The organism is Bacillus sp. FSL R7-0685, assembly GCF_038002425.1.
Lineage (GTDB): Bacteria > Bacillota > Bacilli > Bacillales > Bacillaceae > Bacillus > Bacillus subtilis.
On the sequence record NZ_JBBOCN010000001.1, the window covers coordinates 2,008,528 to 2,025,278 of the forward strand.

At 43.1% G+C, this 16,751-nt stretch carries 13 protein-coding genes and 1 tRNA gene; 4 read left to right on the top strand and 10 right to left on the bottom strand.

Features of this window, described 5'->3' with window-relative positions:
- Window positions 1–47 precede the first annotated feature (47 nt).
- Window positions 48–593 carry a DL-endopeptidase inhibitor IseA gene (gene iseA, locus MKY50_RS10105; protein ID WP_341116585.1) on the top strand — a complete coding sequence of 182 codons (546 nt, stop codon included), beginning with the start codon at window positions 48–50 and terminating at the stop codon, window positions 591–593.
- A gap of 93 nt (window positions 594–686) precedes the next feature.
- On the opposite strand, the gene MKY50_RS10110 is transcribed toward iseA, so the two are convergent.
- The 3 genes from MKY50_RS10110 to MKY50_RS10120 form a co-directional block, all read right to left on the bottom strand.
- Window positions 687–759 (bottom strand) — tRNA-Arg (locus tag MKY50_RS10110).
- A gap of 52 nt (window positions 760–811) precedes the next feature.
- Window positions 812–1,357, bottom strand: coding sequence for a site-specific integrase (locus MKY50_RS10115; protein WP_043857582.1), 546 nt, complete (start codon window positions 1,355–1,357; stop codon window positions 812–814).
- Window positions 1,358–1,673: 316 nt separating this feature from the next.
- On the bottom strand, window positions 1,674–1,904 hold the full coding sequence (locus tag MKY50_RS10120) for an excisionase family DNA-binding protein (protein ID WP_003231472.1): 231 nt from the start codon (window positions 1,902–1,904) through the stop codon (window positions 1,674–1,676).
- 184 nt (window positions 1,905–2,088) lie between these two features.
- On the opposite strand from MKY50_RS10120, the gene ggt reads away from it, so the two are divergent.
- The gene (ggt, locus tag MKY50_RS10125; protein ID WP_003231470.1) at window positions 2,089–3,852 is read left to right on the top strand and encodes a gamma-glutamyltransferase; all 1,764 of its coding nucleotides are present in this window, start codon (window positions 2,089–2,091) and stop codon (window positions 3,850–3,852) included.
- A gap of 100 nt (window positions 3,853–3,952) precedes the next feature.
- Here the strand turns inward: ggt and yofA are convergent, their stop codons facing one another.
- Window positions 3,953–4,810: a LysR family transcriptional regulator YofA gene (gene yofA / locus MKY50_RS10130; RefSeq protein ID WP_003231468.1), complete on the bottom strand. Its 858-nt coding sequence runs from the start codon at window positions 4,808–4,810 to the stop codon at window positions 3,953–3,955.
- A gap of 127 nt (window positions 4,811–4,937) precedes the next feature.
- Between yofA and MKY50_RS10135 the strand changes: the two genes are divergently transcribed.
- Window positions 4,938–5,927 (top strand): zinc-binding dehydrogenase, encoded by a 990-nt coding sequence (locus tag MKY50_RS10135; protein ID WP_014479971.1) that lies wholly within the window; start codon window positions 4,938–4,940, stop codon window positions 5,925–5,927.
- A gap of 56 nt (window positions 5,928–5,983) precedes the next feature.
- Here the strand turns inward: MKY50_RS10135 and gltD are convergent, their stop codons facing one another.
- Together gltD and gltB are read right to left on the bottom strand one after the other, a co-directional pair.
- Window positions 5,984–7,465, bottom strand: a complete 1,482-nt coding sequence (gene gltD, locus MKY50_RS10140; protein ID WP_014476983.1) for a glutamate synthase small subunit — start codon at window positions 7,463–7,465, stop codon at window positions 5,984–5,986.
- Between the two features lie 16 nt (window positions 7,466–7,481).
- On the bottom strand, window positions 7,482–12,044 hold the full coding sequence (gltB, locus tag MKY50_RS10145) for a glutamate synthase large subunit (protein ID WP_327829513.1): 4,563 nt from the start codon (window positions 12,042–12,044) through the stop codon (window positions 7,482–7,484).
- Window positions 12,045–12,190: 146 nt separating this feature from the next.
- On the opposite strand from gltB, the gene gltC reads away from it, so the two are divergent.
- Window positions 12,191–13,093: a glutamate biosynthesis transcriptional regulator GltC gene (gene gltC, locus MKY50_RS10150; protein WP_004399246.1), complete on the top strand. Its 903-nt coding sequence runs from the start codon at window positions 12,191–12,193 to the stop codon at window positions 13,091–13,093.
- Between the two features lie 50 nt (window positions 13,094–13,143).
- Here the strand turns inward: gltC and proB are convergent, their stop codons facing one another.
- From proB to MKY50_RS10170, 4 genes are all read right to left on the bottom strand, one after another.
- A complete protein-coding gene (proB, locus tag MKY50_RS10155; RefSeq protein WP_317680679.1) occupies window positions 13,144–14,259 on the bottom strand; it encodes a glutamate 5-kinase in 1,116 nt (371 codons plus the stop codon).
- Window positions 14,256–15,149, bottom strand: a complete 894-nt coding sequence (gene proC / locus MKY50_RS10160; RefSeq protein WP_341117305.1) for a pyrroline-5-carboxylate reductase — start codon at window positions 15,147–15,149, stop codon at window positions 14,256–14,258. The genes proB and proC overlap by 4 nt, the downstream gene beginning before the upstream one ends.
- A gap of 147 nt (window positions 15,150–15,296) precedes the next feature.
- Window positions 15,297–15,665 (bottom strand): replication termination protein, encoded by a 369-nt coding sequence (gene rtp, locus MKY50_RS10165; RefSeq protein ID WP_003220337.1) that lies wholly within the window; start codon window positions 15,663–15,665, stop codon window positions 15,297–15,299.
- A 291-nt stretch (window positions 15,666–15,956) separates the two neighbouring features.
- On the bottom strand, window positions 15,957–16,673 hold the full coding sequence (locus tag MKY50_RS10170; RefSeq protein ID WP_341116591.1) for a 3-ketoacyl-ACP reductase: 717 nt from the start codon (window positions 16,671–16,673) through the stop codon (window positions 15,957–15,959).
- Window positions 16,674–16,751 lie beyond the last annotated feature (78 nt).

Genomic DNA, 16,751 nt, shown 5'->3' on the forward strand with positions numbered 1-16,751 from the left:
TAACATTTGTAACATAAGAGAAAGAGATTTTGAAGGAGAGAGCGATAATGAAAAAATGTCTTCTATTTCTAACAACCATTGCACTTATTCTGTCATTAAGCACAAATGCATTTGCGAAAAATATATCAGGCGATTTATCACAAAAACAAGCATTACAGTTGGCATTATCCGCTAGAGAACATTTTTGGAACACCATGAGCGGGCACAATCCGAAGGTGAAAAAAGCAGTTTGCCCATCAGGCACATTCGAGTATCAAAATCTTCAATATGTATACATGTGCAGTGATCTAGGCACTAAAGCAAAAGCGGTGAATTATTTAACTCCTATTTTTACAAAAACAGCAATCGAAAAAGGCTTTAAAGATTATCATTTCACTGTTTCAAAAGGAAAACTTGCTGTTCCAATCGGTGACGGAGACAATCTTTTGAATTGGAAAAAATCAACTGCTAAACTGATATCTAAAAAAGGCAGCACAATCACATACGAATTTACCGTCCCTACATTAGACGGATCCCCTTCTGCAAAACGGAAAGTGACATTTGTGAAAGAAAATAAAAAATGGAAAGTCAATCAATTTGACGCAGTTATATAAGAATAACGCCCGGTATAAGCGGGCGTTTTTTATTTGGTCTGCATAAAGAAAGACAACAGGCGAAAAGTGCCTGTTGTCTTTTTGTGAATATAACGCTCTAGGAGAGATTCGAACTCCCGACCTGCAGTTTAGGAAACTGCTGCACTATCCGCTGTGCTACTAGAGCTTTTGGTATTTATATAGTAGCTCTGATGATCAATATTTTCAAGCGATTTGTATTAAAGCCCTCCAAAAACCTTATATGCGGCTCTTGTCGTATCTTCATCAATACCGATATACCGCATTGTAATTGATGGTGATGAATGATTCAGTATTCTCTGCAGCTCGGCGATGTCTTTCGTTCGCTGATAAAAATGATAGCCAAACGTTTTCCGGAGTGTATGCGTTCCTATCTCCTCAAGTCCGCACACCGCAGCGGCCTCTCTTAAAATTCTGTAGGCCTGTATGCGGGAAATTGGCTTCCTGGTCCGCACTGATTTAAAAAGATATTCGTTTTCCTTCATGTCTTTCGTATACTCGTATATTTCCTGTTTCAGCGATTCTAAAATAAGAATCTTTCTTTTCTTTTTCGTTTTGCTTTCAGTCGCCCATAAATGATCTTTATTTTGAACGTCCTTCACTTGCAGCGGCAGAATATCAGAAATGCGGAGCGCGCTGTTGATGCCGAAAATAAACAGAAAATAATCCCGCTTGTTTTTGTTAAGCAAATACTGTTTGACTTCTTGGATTTTCTCTAGACTGCGAATCGGCTGTACAATATGCATCAAAAAACTCCTTAAAAACCGTTATGTAACATTTTGAGGTCTATGTTACTATTATAGCTGAAAAACGTTGAATGTCAAAGTGCGGCGGCGTTTATGTAACATAATATACATAGTGTTACATAAGCTTTTAAAAAAGCTTCTTCAAACCTTCACCCTATAAAATAAGCTTTAAAGCCTCTTATAAAGCTTTTAACCTCTTGGATACTTATCCCCCTACTAATCATCAAAAATCCTCTTAAAACGCAATCTGACGCTCCCAATTTTCTGGAGCTTCCGCAAAAAAACATAAAAAAAAGACACAACTTCAAATTGTGTCCTAATCCTCATCCTTTACATCAATATCTTCCGGGATTGGTTCATTTAATATTTCCTGCACAAGTGCTTTGTAATTCTCCAGCTGTTCGAGATGCGTTTTGAACTGTTCTTTATAAATCAAAAATTGCTCTCCGTCATGAACGGCTCTGATTTTCCCTTCGAGCACCAAGCTTTTAATATAATCCTCTGAAAGATTTGTATATTCTGCTGTTTCTTCAATCGTTAAATACATATAGCAGTCCCTTCTTAATCCGTATGCTGATTCTAATATAGCACATGGCTCATATCAATATAATCAATTTTGCACAGAAAAACGGCATTATGCACTATATAATATACCATTTGTCACTTGTGAAAACGCTGTAATTTTTTTACGCTAAGATTGTAACAATACAGCTTCATATAGGAGGGAGAACATGAAAAGAACGTGGAACGTCTGTTTAACAGCTCTGCTTAGTGTTCTGTTAGTCGCTGGAAGTGTCCCTTTTCACGCGGAAGCTAAAAAACCGCCCAAAAGCTACGATGAGTACAAACAAGTAGATGTTGGAAAAGACGGCATGGTTGCGACCGCACATCCTCTTGCTTCTGAAATCGGTGCTGATGTGCTGAAAAAAGGAGGAAATGCTATTGACGCAGCGGTTGCCATTCAATTTGCACTCAATGTAACAGAGCCGATGATGTCAGGTATTGGCGGCGGCGGTTTTATGATGGTGTATGACGGAAAAACGAAGGATACAACGATAATCGACAGCCGTGAGCGTGCTCCAGCAGGCGCAACTCCTGATATGTTTCTGGACGAAAACGGCAAAGCAATTCCTTTCTCTGAACGTGTAACAAAAGGTACTGCCGTTGGTGTTCCAGGCACTCTGAAAGGGCTGGAAGAAGCCTTGGATAAATGGGGAACCCGTTCGATGAAGCAATTAATTACCCCTTCTATTAAACTCGCTGAAAAAGGCTTTCCGATTGATTCGGTGTTGGCAGAGGCCATTTCTGATTATCAGGAAAAGCTTTCACGGACTGCCGCAAAAGATGTATTTTTACCAAATGGCGAACCGCTTAAAGAAGGAGATACCCTTATTCAAAAGGATTTGGCTAAAACATTTAAGCTTATTCGCTCCAAAGGCACTGACGCTTTTTATAAAGGAAAATTCGCCAAGACGCTTTCTGACACTGTCCAGGATTTCGGCGGATCAATGACAGAAAAAGATTTAGAAAATTACGACATTACAATTGATGAACCGATTTGGGGAGATTATCAAGGCTATCAAATCGCTACTACTCCTCCTCCAAGCTCCGGCGGTATTTTCTTATTGCAAATGCTGAAAATCCTTGATCATTTTAACCTTTCACAATACGATGTCCGCTCATGGGAAAAATATCAGCTGCTTGCTGAAACGATGCATTTGTCATATGCCGACCGTGCGTCTTACGCAGGTGATCCCGAATTTGTAAATGTTCCTCTCAAAGGCCTGCTTCACCCCGATTATATTAAAGAACGCCAGCAATTAATCAACCTAGATCAAGTGAATAAAAAACCGAAAGCCGGTGACCCTTGGAAATACCAAGAAGGATCAGCAAACTATAAACAAGTTGAACAGCCGAAAGACAAAGTAGAAGGCCAAACAACCCACTTTACAGTTGCTGACCGTTGGGGAAATGTTGTTTCTTATACAACAACAATCGAACAGCTATTCGGAACGGGTATTATGGTCCCTGATTACGGTGTTATTTTAAACAATGAATTAACGGATTTTGATGCGATACCAGGCGGAGCTAACGAAGTACAGCCAAACAAACGGCCTTTAAGCAGCATGACCCCGACGATTTTATTTAAGGATGACAAGCCTGTCCTCACGGTTGGATCTCCTGGCGGGGCCACAATTATTTCATCCGTTTTGCAAACCATTCTCTACCACATTGAATATGGTATGGAATTAAAAGCAGCTGTTGAAGAGCCGAGAATTTACACAAACAGCATGAGCTCTTACCGTTACGAAGACGGAGTTCCTAAAGATGTCCTCAGCAAGCTAAACGGCATGGGCCACAAATTCGGCACAAGTCCGGTGGATATCGGAAACGTGCAAAGTATATCGATCGACCATGAAAACGGCACCTTTAAAGGTGTAGCTGATTCAAGCAGAAACGGCGCGGCGATCGGCATTAATTTAAAACGTAAATAAATAAAAAACTGTACTCGCTTCAAATGAGTACAGTTTTTTCATGCAGATCTTTAAAATAAAAACTGACAAACGTCTTTATTCTGCTAATGCACGTCTATCTTCATCTTTTCATTTCGTTTATCTCATCAAGAAATGTCTGAAACGCACTCGTAATAAAAAAGTCTTTCCTGTATATAAAGACGATCTCTAAGTCTTGATATGATGGTGGCAGCTGATGAATCCATACATTTGTACGATGCTCGGAGCCGTCAACAGCGGACTTTGGGAGCAGCGCCGTACCCATCCCGGCGGAAACACCTTTTATAATAGCCTCCAATGTGCCAAACTCTATGATTTTTTGATTGTGTATGCCTGCTTCCTCTAGTAATCTTTTGACCCTGTCACGATGAGAACAGCCAGCCCCAAAAAAGAGCATCGGCTGCTGAAGCATGTCTTCTGCCGTCCCTTCTCGTGATGAAATCAAAACTAATTCATCATGGGAGACATGGAGTTGTCTAACTGCAGCGTGTTCAACCGGCCCATATACAAAAGCGCCATCAACTTTATGATCAAGAACCTGTTGAATCAAATGATGCGTATCAGCTGTGTTCACTGATAAATCCACTTCAGGAAAACGCCTGAGGAAGGATGCTGCATGCTCAGGCAGATGCGTTACCGCCATTGTTTCCAGTGATCCGATCCGCAAAGGCCCTTTTGGTTGCCTGCTCATTCGGGTCGATTTTTCAGCTTGGTCTAACAGCGATAATACTTGATCTGCATATTGTAAAAGATTTTCTCCTGCAGCAGTCAGCTTCATTCCCCGATTCGTTCGATGAAAAAGCCTGATATTCAAATCTTCCTCAAGGTTATGCACTCTGGCTGTCACATTCGACTGAACATAATTCAGCATTTGGGCTGCTTTCGTTATGCTTCCTTCGCGAGCAACAGCCTGAAAAATCTTTAAATCTCCGCTTTCCACGCGCTCTCACCTGCTTGCTATGATGAAAAGTGATATTGGCTATCATATTTGTTCATTTTACTCGAAGAAAACCGCTATGTAAAATATGTAAAGATATGAAAATACAATTAATGAGGAGGCAGACAGCATGAAAGCTGTAATTCACAACGGAAAAGCCGGTCTTCTGGGGTTATCAGTTCAGGACGTTCCATCAACAAAGCCTGGATACGGAGAGGTAAAGGTTAAATTAAAATCTGCAGGCCTGAATCATCGTGACTTGTTTCTTATGAAAAACAAATCTGAACAAGATCCTCACATGATACTGGGTTCTGACGGCGCGGGTATCATCGAAGAGATTGGTGAAGGCGTGAAAAATGTTACTGTTCAGACAGAAGTAGTCATTTTCCCGACATTGAACTGGGATTTGACAGAAAATGTTCCACCTGTACCTGAGATTCTGGGAGGTCCTTCGGACGGAACACTTGCTGAATATGTGATCATTCCTTCACAAAATGCAATCAAAAAACCTGCTTATTTATCTTGGGAAGAAGCGGGCGTTTTACCTTTATCCGCTTTAACTGCATATCGGGCTCTGTTTACAAAGGGGCAATTAAAAAAAGGCGAGCATCTATTGATACCCGGCATCGGCAGCGGTGTAGCAACCTACGCTTTATTTATGGCTAAGGCGATTGGGGCAACAGTAAGCGTGACCTCCCGCAGTGAGGAGAAAAGAAAAAAGGCGCTGAAATTAGGTGCTGATTACGCATTTGACAGCTACAGCAATTGGGATGAGCAGTTGCAGGGAAAAAAGGCGGATGTTGTTCTTGACAGCATAGGACCTGCCCTCTTTTCGGAATACTTCCGCCATGTAAAACCAAATGGCCGTATTGTCAGCTTTGGAGCAAGCTCAGGGGATAATCTCAGTTTTCCGGTGCGTTCTCTATTCTTTCCTCAGGTCAATGTTTTGGGAACCTCGATGGGAAGCGGTGAGGAATTTCAAGCTATGCTCGCTTTCATTGACAAACATAAGCTGCGGCCTGTAATTGACCGGATATATCCTTTAGAAAAAGCATGTGAAGCATATAAAAGAATGCAGGAAGGCAGACAGTTTGGAAACATCGGGATCGTAATGGAATAAAAAAAGAAACCGGCTGGCAGCCAGACCGGTTTCTCTTATATGATAATCCCCTTTATTTACGGAAGAACTGAACTCCCCATCAAATATCGATCCACTTCCCGCGCCACTTCACGGCCTTCATTAATCGCCCATACGATTAAGCTTTGGCCTCTTCTTGCATCCCCTGCGGCGAATACACCATCGATATTTGTTTGATAATCCCCATATGCTGCACTGATTTTGTTATTTACTGAATCAACACCGAACTGTTTCAACAGCGGCTGTTCTGTGCCTTCAAAGCCGATAGCGATAAAGACAAGCTGAGCAGGCCATACTTTTTCCGTTCCAGGCAGCTCGCGGAACTCGTATTTACCATGCTCATTTTTCACTTTTTCCATTTGGATGGTATGAAGCTCTTTCAGCTTTCCGTTTTTATCCGCGACCATTTTTGTCGTTTGAATGGAGTATTCTCTCGGATCTCTTCCGAATTTTGCTTCTGCTTCCTCGTATGCATATTCAAGCGTAAAGACGTGTGGCTGTTCAGGCCACATATTGTCATTCGTGCGGGCTGGCGGAAGTTTCGGGTGTTTGCCGAATTGGTGCACACTTTTGGCTTTTTGACGCAGAGCGGTAGCCACACAGTCAGCTCCTGTATCTCCGCCTCCGATTACGATGACATCTTTCCCTTTGGCATCAATGAATTGCTTGTCTTTAAAATTAGAATCTAAATAGCTTTTTGTTGCAAGTGTCAGGTAGTCCATCGCGTAATGGACTCCTTTTGAGTCGCGTCCTTCAATTAAGAGGTCCCGCTGTTTTTGAGCGCCTGTGCATAGGATCACAGCATCAAATTGCTCCTTTAGCTCATCAGCTGTAATGTCAACACCGATTTCTGTGTTCGTGACAAAATCAATTCCTTCTTGCGTCAGCAATTTAATTCGGCGTTCTACAATGCCCTTCTCAAGCTTCATGTTTGGAATGCCGTATGTTAAAAGGCCGCCCGCTCTGTCTGCTCGTTCAAAAACAGTGACGGAATGTCCCGCTTGATTCAGCTGGTCAGCACTCGCCAGTCCGGCTGGGCCTGACCCGACGATGGCCACTTTTTTGCCTGTTCGTTTTTTAGGAATTCTAGGTTGAATCCAGCCGTTCTCAAATCCTTTGTCGATAATGGTTCGCTCGATATTTTTAATTGAAACGGCCGGGTCTGAAATCGCTAAAGTGCATGATCCTTCACAAGGAGCGGGACATACCCGCCCTGTGAATTCTGGAAAGTTGTTTGTTTTCAACAGACGTTCCAATGCTTCCTTCCATCTGCCCCGGTAGACAAGATCATTCCATTCAGGAATTAAGTTGTAAATCGGACAGCCGGATGTAAATCCGTTAATGTCCGCACCGATCTGGCAAAACGGTGTACCGCAATCCATACACCGCGCCCCTTGCCGTTTCGATGCTTCTTCTGAAAAAGGAGCAGAATATTCTTTCCAATCCTTTAAGCGAGTGAGAGGGTCCCGCTCCGCAGGTTTTTCTCGTTTGATCTCCATAAATCCAGTTGGTTTCCCCATGTTCCTCTCCCCTTCCTTACTGTACTACCGCTTGTTTTTGTCCCGATGCTGCTGTATTCTGCTTTGGCTTCGTGTTGGCCTCAAAAGCGAACATGATGGCTTCTTCATCTGATAAACCTGCAGCTTTTTGCTCTTCGATGCTTGCGAGCATTTGTTTATAGTTTTTCGGAATGACTTTGACGAATTTTTTCACACTGTCTTCCCATTGATCTAGCAGATCTTCTGCTTTTTGGCTGTTTGTATACGCAGTATGTCTTTCAAGCATTGCTTTGATTTGCTGGATTTCTTTCTCATCCTCTAATGATTCAAATAAAATCATCTCAAGGTTGCATTTGCGTTTAAACGCTTTGACATCTTCGGTCAGTACATAAGCGATTCCGCCGGACATACCTGCCGCAAAGTTTTTGCCTACATCACCGAGAACGACAACGCTGCCGCCAGTCATGTATTCACAGCCGTGGTCGCCGATGCCTTCTACAACTACGTTCACACCGCTGTTTCGAACGGCAAAGCGTTCACCAGCACGCCCGTTAATATATGCTTCTCCGCTTGTCGCACCGTAAAAAGCCACGTTGCCGATAATGACATTGTCATCCGAAGCAGAGTTGAATCCTTCTGGTGACTTGACGATGATTTTTCCGCCAGAAAGCCCTTTTCCGACGTAATCATTTGAGTCTCCGTCTAAATAAAGCGTCATCCCTTTAGGAACGAAAGCTCCAAAGCTTTGGCCGGCTGATCCGGTAAAGTGCAGCTTGATTGTATCTTCAGGAAGCCCTTCTTCTCCGTAACGCTTTGAGATTTCACTGCCGGTTATCGTTCCGGCTACACGGTTTGTATTGTTGATTTCGATAGAAACTTCCGCTTCTTTTCCAGACTCGATGGCTTCTTGTACGGCCGGGAGAATCGCTGTAATATCAAGTGATTGATCAATTTTATGATTTTGCGGCGATTGGAACGTCCGCACCCCTTCAGGCTGATAAAGAAGGGTAGACAAATCAAGCTGGCTTGCTTTCCAGTGCTCCTTTGCCCGTTCACTTACATGAAGTACATCAGTGCGGCCGATCATTTCATCAAATGTCCTGAAGCCTAACGCAGCCATGTACTCACGAACCTCTTCGGCAATGAACAGCATATAGTTCACAATATGGTCAGGATCTCCCATGAACTTTTTGCGAAGCTCTGGATTTTGTGTCGCTACACCGACAGGGCATGTATCCAAATGGCAGGCACGCATCATGACACAGCCGAGTACAACTAACGGAGCCGTTGCGAAACCAAATTCTTCGGCGCCGAGCAAGGCAGCCATCACAACGTCGCGGCCCGTCATGAGCTTTCCGTCTGTTTCTAATACAACACGGTCACGAAGTCCGTTCAGCATTAGTGTTTGATGTGCTTCTGCAAGGCCAAGCTCCCACGGAAGCCCTGTATGTTTAATACTGGTTTTCGGAGAAGCGCCTGTACCTCCGTCATAGCCGCTGATCACAATGACATCTGCAGTCGCTTTGGCAACACCTGCAGCGATTGTTCCTACACCTGCTTTTGACACCAGCTTTACGCTGATTCTTGCGTCACGGTTGGCATTTTTCAAATCGTGGATCAGCTGGGCTAAATCCTCAATCGAATAAATGTCATGGTGTGGCGGAGGTGAGATTAATCCGACACCTGGCGTTGACCCGCGGACATCGGCAACCCATGGATATACCTTGTTGCCAGGAAGCTGCCCGCCTTCACCCGGCTTAGCACCTTGAGCCATTTTAATCTGCAGCTCATCAGCATTGACGAGGTAATGGCTTTTGACACCAAACCGTCCGGATGCAATTTGTTTGATCGCACTTCTTCTATCATCGCCGTTCTCATCTTGAACAAAGCGTTTGGGATCTTCTCCGCCTTCACCGCTGTTGCTTTTTCCTCCAAGACGGTTCATTGCGATTGCTAAAGCTTCGTGCGCTTCCTTACTCAAGGACCCGAATGACATCGCACCCGTTTTAAAACGTTTGACAATCGATTCAGCGGATTCAACCTCCTCCAACTTCAAAGGCTTGCGGTTTCCGTCAAATGCAAACAAGTTCCGCAAAAATCCGATGCGCTCTTCATCAGCCGCTTTTGTATACTGTTTAAACAGACTGTAATCATTTCTGCGGCACGCCCATTGCAAAGTATGAATCGTTTTCGGATTAAACGCATGATGCTCTCCGCCATTTCTCCATTGGAAGTCACTTCCCGGTTCAAGCGTTTTGCTGTAATCATCCTGATACGCTTCCCGGTGGCGGCGCTGTGCCTCTTCTGCAATTGTTTGTAAATCGATGCCGCCTAGCTGTGATGCAGTACCTGTGAAATAGCGGTCGATCACATCGCGGCTGATTCCTACCGCTTCAAAGATTTGGGCGCCTCTGTAGCTTTGCACAGTTGAAATTCCCATCTTGGACATCACTTTTACGACGCCCTCAGTAATGCTTTTTCCATATTTGCTGACCGCTTCTTCATAGCTGATATCCAAACGGCCTTCATCAATTTCCTGCTTGTAGGTCGCATAAGCGAGATAAGGGTTAATCGCATCTGCGCCATAACCGATTAACGCTGCAAAGTGATGCACTTCACGTGCTTCTCCCGATTCCACAATAATGCTGACCTTCGTACGCAGCCCTTTGCGGATTAAGTGCTGGTGCAGCGCGCTTACTGCCAGAAGCGGCGGAATTGGTGTCAGTCGTTCGTTCATCTTTTTGTCTGATAAAATTAACAAACTTACGCCTTGGCTGATGGCTTTCTCTGCTTGTGTGAACATGTCCTTTAATCCGCGTTCAAGATCCTCTGAAAACAGCACATCAATTTTTTGGCTTTTTAAATCTGGATGAACAATCGTTTTCAATGCGTAAAACTGTTCATTGGATAAAACAGGTGTATACAGTTTAATCCGGCGAACATTTCGTTCACTTGGATGAAGAAGATCGCCTTCCGCACCGAGCCAAGTCATCGTTGAAGTGACAAGCTGCTCACGAATCGCGTCGATTGGCGGGTTCGTTACTTGTGCAAACAGCTGTTTAAAGTAGTTAAACAGTGATTGCGCTCGGTCAGAAAGTACAGCAAGCGGAGTGTCATTCCCCATTGAACCAAGGGGATCTTTGCCTTCTTTAATAACAGGAATTAGATACTTTTGGATATCCTCATATGTGTATCCGAATGCCTTCTGGCGAGTAAGAAGATCACTAAATTGTTCTTCTTCTCTTGACTCCGGATCAGGATTTACTTGTACAAGCTCTTCTTCAAGCCATTTTTGGTACGGATACTCAGTTGCAATTTGTGTTTTGACTTCCTCATCGGAGATAATACGGCCTTCTTCCAGGTCGATTAAAAGCATTTTCCCAGGCTCAAGGCGGTTTTTATATAAAACGTTCTCCTGTTCAACTTCAATAACGCCTACTTCAGATGAGAAAATAATATAATCATCTTTTGTGACATAATAACGGGCCGGACGGAGACCATTCCGGTCAAGGATCGCCCCGATTTGTTTACCGTCAGTAAATGAAATGGCTGTCGGTCCGTCCCAAGGCTCCATCAGGGAGCTATGGTACTCGTAGAACGCCCTTTTTTCCTTGGACATATGCGTATTTTCCGTCCAAGGCTCTGGAATGAGCATCATTGCCGTATGTGCCGGTTTGCGTCCAGCCATCACAAAAAACTCAAATGCGTTATCCAAAATGGAAGAGTCACTGCCGTCAGCATTGAGAATCGGCAAAATCTTGTTTAAGTCCTCACCGAAGCTTTCAGAAACAAATTGCTGCTCACGTGCTCTCATCCAGTTGATATTTCCGCGAAGGGTGTTAATTTCACCGTTATGAACCAAATAGCGGTTAGGATGCGCTCTTTCCCATGTAGGGAATGTATTGGTACTGAAGCGTGAATGAACGAGCGCAAAAGCAGAAACGAATGCTTCGTCTTGCAGATCAGAATAAAATGCATCAACCTGTTCAGGTGTTAAAAGGCCTTTGTAAACAATGGTCTGGCTTGAAAGACTGGCAAAATAAAAATCAAGACCTTCCGTTACTCCCCAATTTTCAGCCTGTTTACGAATGACATACAATTTTCGTTCAAAAGATAAATTGTCCTTTAGATCAGAATTTGCGCCGATAAATACCTGACGGACAAACGGGCAGCTTTTTTGCGCCACTGTTCCGATTTTTCCGACATTTACAGGTACAGTTCTCCATCCAAGAACGACTTGGCCTTCTTGTTCAATCAGTGCATTGATTTGCTTTTCAATTTTTTTTCTTTCATCTTCTTTCTGTGAGAAAAAGACCATTCCTACCCCGTAACGTTCTTTTTCTGGCAGATTGATGTCTTTGCACTCTTTTCTAAAGAAAGCATCAGGGATTTGAACCAGTAAGCCGGCTCCGTCTCCTGTATCCGGATCACTGCCTTGCCCTCCTCTATGGTCTAGCTGGCAAAGCATCTTAAGTCCTTGTTTGACAATGTCGTGAGTCTGCTTGCCCTTTAAGTGTGCATATAGGCCGATTCCGCATGCATCATGTTCAAATTCAGGACGGTAGAGACCTTGAGCTTTTGGCATTTGATTGTACGTCATAATTCCTCTCCCCCGATCAATTTCCGATAATACCGGTCATAAAATCTAACAACTCTATAATCATTGTAGGTTTTCAAAACGATATAAACAATATATAATTTAGATCAAAAGAATCTCAAAATGAGATAGATGGATGTGAGACAAACATGGAGCTGCGCCAACTGCGTTATTTCATGGAGGTGGCTGAAAGAGAACACGTTTCAGAAGCCGCTGATCATTTGCATGTAGCCCAATCAGCAATCAGCAGACAAATTGCCAATCTTGAAGAAGAATTAAATGTGACCTTATTTGAGCGTGAAGGGAGAAATATCAAACTCACGCCAATCGGAAAAGAATTTTTGATTCATGTGAAAACGGCGATGAAAGCCATTGATTATGCGAAAGAGCAAATTGATGAGTATCTTGACCCGCATCGCGGAACGGTAAAGATCGGCTTTCCTACAAGCCTCGCCAGCCAGCTTTTGCCGACTGTCATTTCAGCGTTTAAAGAAGAATATCCGCACGTCGAATTTTTGCTGCGCCAAGGCTCCTATAAGTTTCTGATTGAAGCTGTCAGAAACCGCGATATTGATCTGGCCTTATTAGGACCGGTGCCGACGAATTTCTCTGACATAACGGGAAAAATATTATTTACTGAAAAAATTTACGCGCTTGTTCCATTAAATCATCCGCTTGCTAAACAAAAAACGGTTCATTTAATCGATTTGCGCAACGACCAATTTGTATTGTTCCCGGAAGGATTTGTACTTAGAGAGATGGCAATTGATACTTGCAAACAAGCAGGCTTTGCTCCTCTCGTTTCCACGGAGGGTGAGGATTTGGATGCGATCAAAGGGTTAGTGTCCGCAGGAATGGGCGTTACCCTTCTGCCTGAAAGTACTTTTGCTGAAACAACACCTCGTTTTACTGTGAAAATTCCAATTGAGTTCCCTCAAGTAAAACGGACTGTTGGAATCATTAAACCGAAAAATAGAGAGCTTGCGCCTTCTGCGAATGATTTTTATGAGTTTGTCATTCAATTTTTCTCTAAGCTGGAGCAGTATCAATAAAAAAATGAACCCGAGCTTCTATATAGAAGCTTCGGGTTTTTTTCTGCAAATTAATTTACAGGTAAAGAAAAATCCACATGGCAAACAAATGCTTCTTGATCAATTAGAGCTCTGTTTGTCAGTTCCTTTTTCTTTTCCGGTTCTTGAAGCTGTACAGAAGAGTAATTGACGATTCCAAGGCCGATTTCCATCCCTTTTGAATTCATCAGCCGAACAACTGAACCGCTTTTGAATTTCCCTTTAATCTTCTGTACACCGTCCAGGTATAAACTCGATTGGCCGTTTGTTATTTTTCGTGAACAATCATCTGATAAAATCATTTCACCTTCCGGGCCGGAATTAAAAGCGATCCATTGCTCCTTTTGATTCAACGGAAGCGTTCCTTCTGCTTCAAAATAGGTGCCTTCCGCCTGTTCATGAACGGCGTGGTATAAAATATCGCCAGCATCTGCCTGACCTAGGAAACCTTTAATGCCAGACGCCATTACGATTTTAAACGCATCAAGCTTAGAGCGCATGCCGCCGGTGCCAACGATGCTCCCAGTGTCACCTGCGCATGCTTCGATGTCAGGTGTTATTTCACTCACCCGCTGTATCCTTTTCGCTTCTGGATTAGTGCGCGGATTGCCGTCATATAATCCGTCTATATCTGATAAAATCACAAGCATATCTGCATCAATCAAACCTGCGACTTTTGCCGCGAGCGTATCATTGTCGCCAAACTTGAGCCGATTGACAGTAACTGTGTCATTCTCGTTTATGATCGGGATAATGCCGCGCTCGAGCAGTACATTCATTGTATTCCTGACATTGTTGTATCGATATTCATCAGAAAAATCGCTTCTCGTAATTAAAATTTGGGATGCGACATAGCCGTGTGCCAAGAACAGCTTTGAATAAGCCTCCATCAGCAATCCCTGGCCGATTGAAGCTGATGCTTGTTTTTCTGGAAGCTTCTCGGGCCTTTGGATAAATCCGAGCTTCCGATATCCCGCCGCCACTGCGCCTGAGGAAACCAAAATCACTTCATAACCGGCGTCTTTGAGTTTGACGACCTGGTCGACCAACGCTTCTAATTTTCGAATGCTGATTTCTCCATGAAGGCTTGTTAATGAACTGCTTCCAATCTTCACAACGACTCTTTTCATGCTTGTATCAGGCGTCACTTTATCACTCCTGATAGCGGCGCTGCAGTTTTTTCGATATCTTCGCTGATTTCCTTTGAACGCTTAGCCGCATGCTTTATTGCTTGAGAAATCGCTTCTCCGCCGCCGCTCTTTTTCAAGGCTTGCAGCCCCGCTGCTGTCGTTCCGTTCGGTGACGTGATATTATCTCTTAAGATCTCAGGATGTTCTCCTGTTTCCATGAGCATTTTTGCGGCACCTAAAAGTGTCTGTGCGCCGATGCTTCGAGATAACTGTTTATCGAGGCCCGCTTCCTCGCCTGTCTTTTCAATGAATTCCATTAAATAATAAAAATACGCGGGGCCGCTGCCTGCAATTCCGGTGAATATATCCATTTGATTTTCTTGGATTGTATAGACTTTGCCCATGCATCCGAGCAATGCTTCGGCCAGCTTCTTCAGGTCTTCCGACACATATTTGCCAAGGGCAATAGCTGTTGCAGAAGCGCCAATCATACTGGAAGTGTTGGGCATCACTCTGACAACCGGCTGTTCATTAAGCAATGATTGTTCAATAAAAGAGGTAGTTATGCCGGCAAGGACCGACAATATTAATTGATGGGGTTGAATACGTGATTTTAGTGATGACAGAGCGTTTTCGGCGTCTTTTGGCTTCATTGCCAAAATGAGTACATCCATGTCTTCAATACATAGTTGGTTCGGCAAGGCGCCTTTGATTCCATATTGAAGTTCAAGTTCAGTTAATCGCTCTGTATTGCTGCGGTTTGTAACGCAGATGTTTTGTTTCGGGATTTTGTTGGCACGAACGATACCTGATATCATTCCTTCCGCCATAGATCCTGCTCCTATAAAGGCTACTTTCTTTTGATCAAAGATCGGTAACATCTCCTTTGTTCGCTTTTTTGTTCGCATTTTCACACGTTTAAAATGTTACCACGTGAGGAAATGATGTCAAGTTTGAAGGTCATCATTGATTTGTATTGTTTCTTTTCGACAAATATGTATAATGAAAAGCAGAAAACACCCGGTTCACACTGCTGCGCCGGGTGTTTGTTTCTATTAAAAATTATCTGAGAGAGCTTTTTCAATCAGTTTTTTACAGCGATCCAGCTCTACCTTCAGCTGTTTTTTATATAGCTTGGCGGCTTCGTAATCTTTAAATTGATAGAGGACGACTTCCTGGAGCTTAGCCCCTTCTTTTTTTACTTTAATTTGTTTTAGTATCCCGTCATCAAGAAGCTCATGCAAAGACCGGTATACTTCTGTATGATTTGGTTTAAAACCAATCTCTTTAAATTCAGACCGAAGTACTTCAAGCAGCTTTAACCCATAGAGTCTCTCTTGCTCTGTCATCGTTATCATATAAAGCTTCAAAAATGCGCGCTGTTTCACTAAAAAGCCTGTTGAACTCCTTTTTTCTTCTTTCATCATATGCACTCCTTCTTCTGTCACTGACAACACTATGTACTAAATATTCAATTTTCTTTTATTGTTTTCCTTCTTTATATTAAAGACTGATAGTCCAGTCATTTCATATTTACTGATTATAGGTGTAGCGGAAAAAATAAATTTCGACTGAACATTTGGTACATAGTTTTCTTAGTTCTATTATAGCCTGCATTCACTGCCAGCTTCAATTTAAAACGATTGTCAGATTTGCATATGCCGGTATGAATTTCATTCAAATAAAAAAACCTGTCGAAAGACAGGTTTTCATTTTTAAGGATTTGTTGACCATAATCCCGCTGTTTTGATGAAAATACGAGGATCTAATTTCAATTGTGCCACCATGTACTCAGCAAGATCCTCAGGCTGCATCACTTTTTCAGGATTACCGTCTGTTAAGTTCAATTCGATAGACATATCACTAGCGACAGTGCTCGGCGTTAACGCGCTGACTCTGATATTATGCTTTCTTACTTCTTGCATAAGAGACTCTGTTAACCCGAGAACGGCAAATTTAGAAGCACTGTAAGCACTTGTTGCAGCAGCTCCTCTTTGGCCCGCTGTAGATGAAATATTAATGATGTCTCCGGCTTTGCGTTCGATCATTTCCGGAAGCACCGCGCGAGTGACATGGTACACACCCATTAGGTTGACTTGAATAATATTTTCCCACTCATCAGCTGACAGATCTAAGAAACCGCCAAATTTGCTGATTCCCGCGTTATTAATGAGAATATCGATATCACCAAGCTGTTCTTTCACTTGAGAGACGGCTTGGTTAACCTGCTCGGCATCTTTTACATCTGCAGCAGCAAATGCAGCTTTTACACCAAGCGCTTTGACTTCTTCTGCCACTTTTTCAACATTAGCGGCAGTCCGGCCGATTAACCCAATATTTACGCCTTCTTTCGCAAGAGCAAGAGCTGTAGCACGGCCGATCCCTCTGCCTCCGCCTGTGATTAAAGCGGTTTTATTTTGTAAACTTTGCAATTGAAGCACCCTTTCTTTGTTTACCTATGTACGATATCACATTATAAGTAGAATAAATCCAATACGCAAATCAAACGA

Bases quoted from the DNA above. Each gene is read 5' to 3' on its own strand.
- iseA (WP_341116585.1), top strand. From the start codon at position 48: ATGAAAAAATGTCTTCTATTTCTAACAACCATTGCACTTATTCTGTCA.
- MKY50_RS10115 (WP_043857582.1), bottom strand. From the start codon at position 1,357: ATGCATATTGTACAGCCGATTCGCAGTCTAGAGAAAATCCAAGAAGTC.
- MKY50_RS10120 (WP_003231472.1), bottom strand. From the start codon at position 1,904: ATGTATTTAACGATTGAAGAAACAGCAGAATATACAAATCTTTCAGAG.
- ggt (WP_003231470.1), top strand. From the start codon at position 2,089: ATGAAAAGAACGTGGAACGTCTGTTTAACAGCTCTGCTTAGTGTTCTG.
- MKY50_RS10135 (WP_014479971.1), top strand. From the start codon at position 4,938: ATGAAAGCTGTAATTCACAACGGAAAAGCCGGTCTTCTGGGGTTATCA.
- gltD (WP_014476983.1), bottom strand. From the start codon at position 7,465: ATGGGGAAACCAACTGGATTTATGGAGATCAAACGAGAAAAACCTGCG.
- gltB (WP_327829513.1), bottom strand. From the start codon at position 12,044: ATGACGTACAATCAAATGCCAAAAGCTCAAGGTCTCTACCGTCCTGAA.
- gltC (WP_004399246.1), top strand. From the start codon at position 12,191: ATGGAGCTGCGCCAACTGCGTTATTTCATGGAGGTGGCTGAAAGAGAA.
- proC (WP_341117305.1), bottom strand. From the start codon at position 15,149: ATGCGAACAAAAAAGCGAACAAAGGAGATGTTACCGATCTTTGATCAA.
- rtp (WP_003220337.1), bottom strand. From the start codon at position 15,665: ATGAAAGAAGAAAAAAGGAGTTCAACAGGCTTTTTAGTGAAACAGCGC.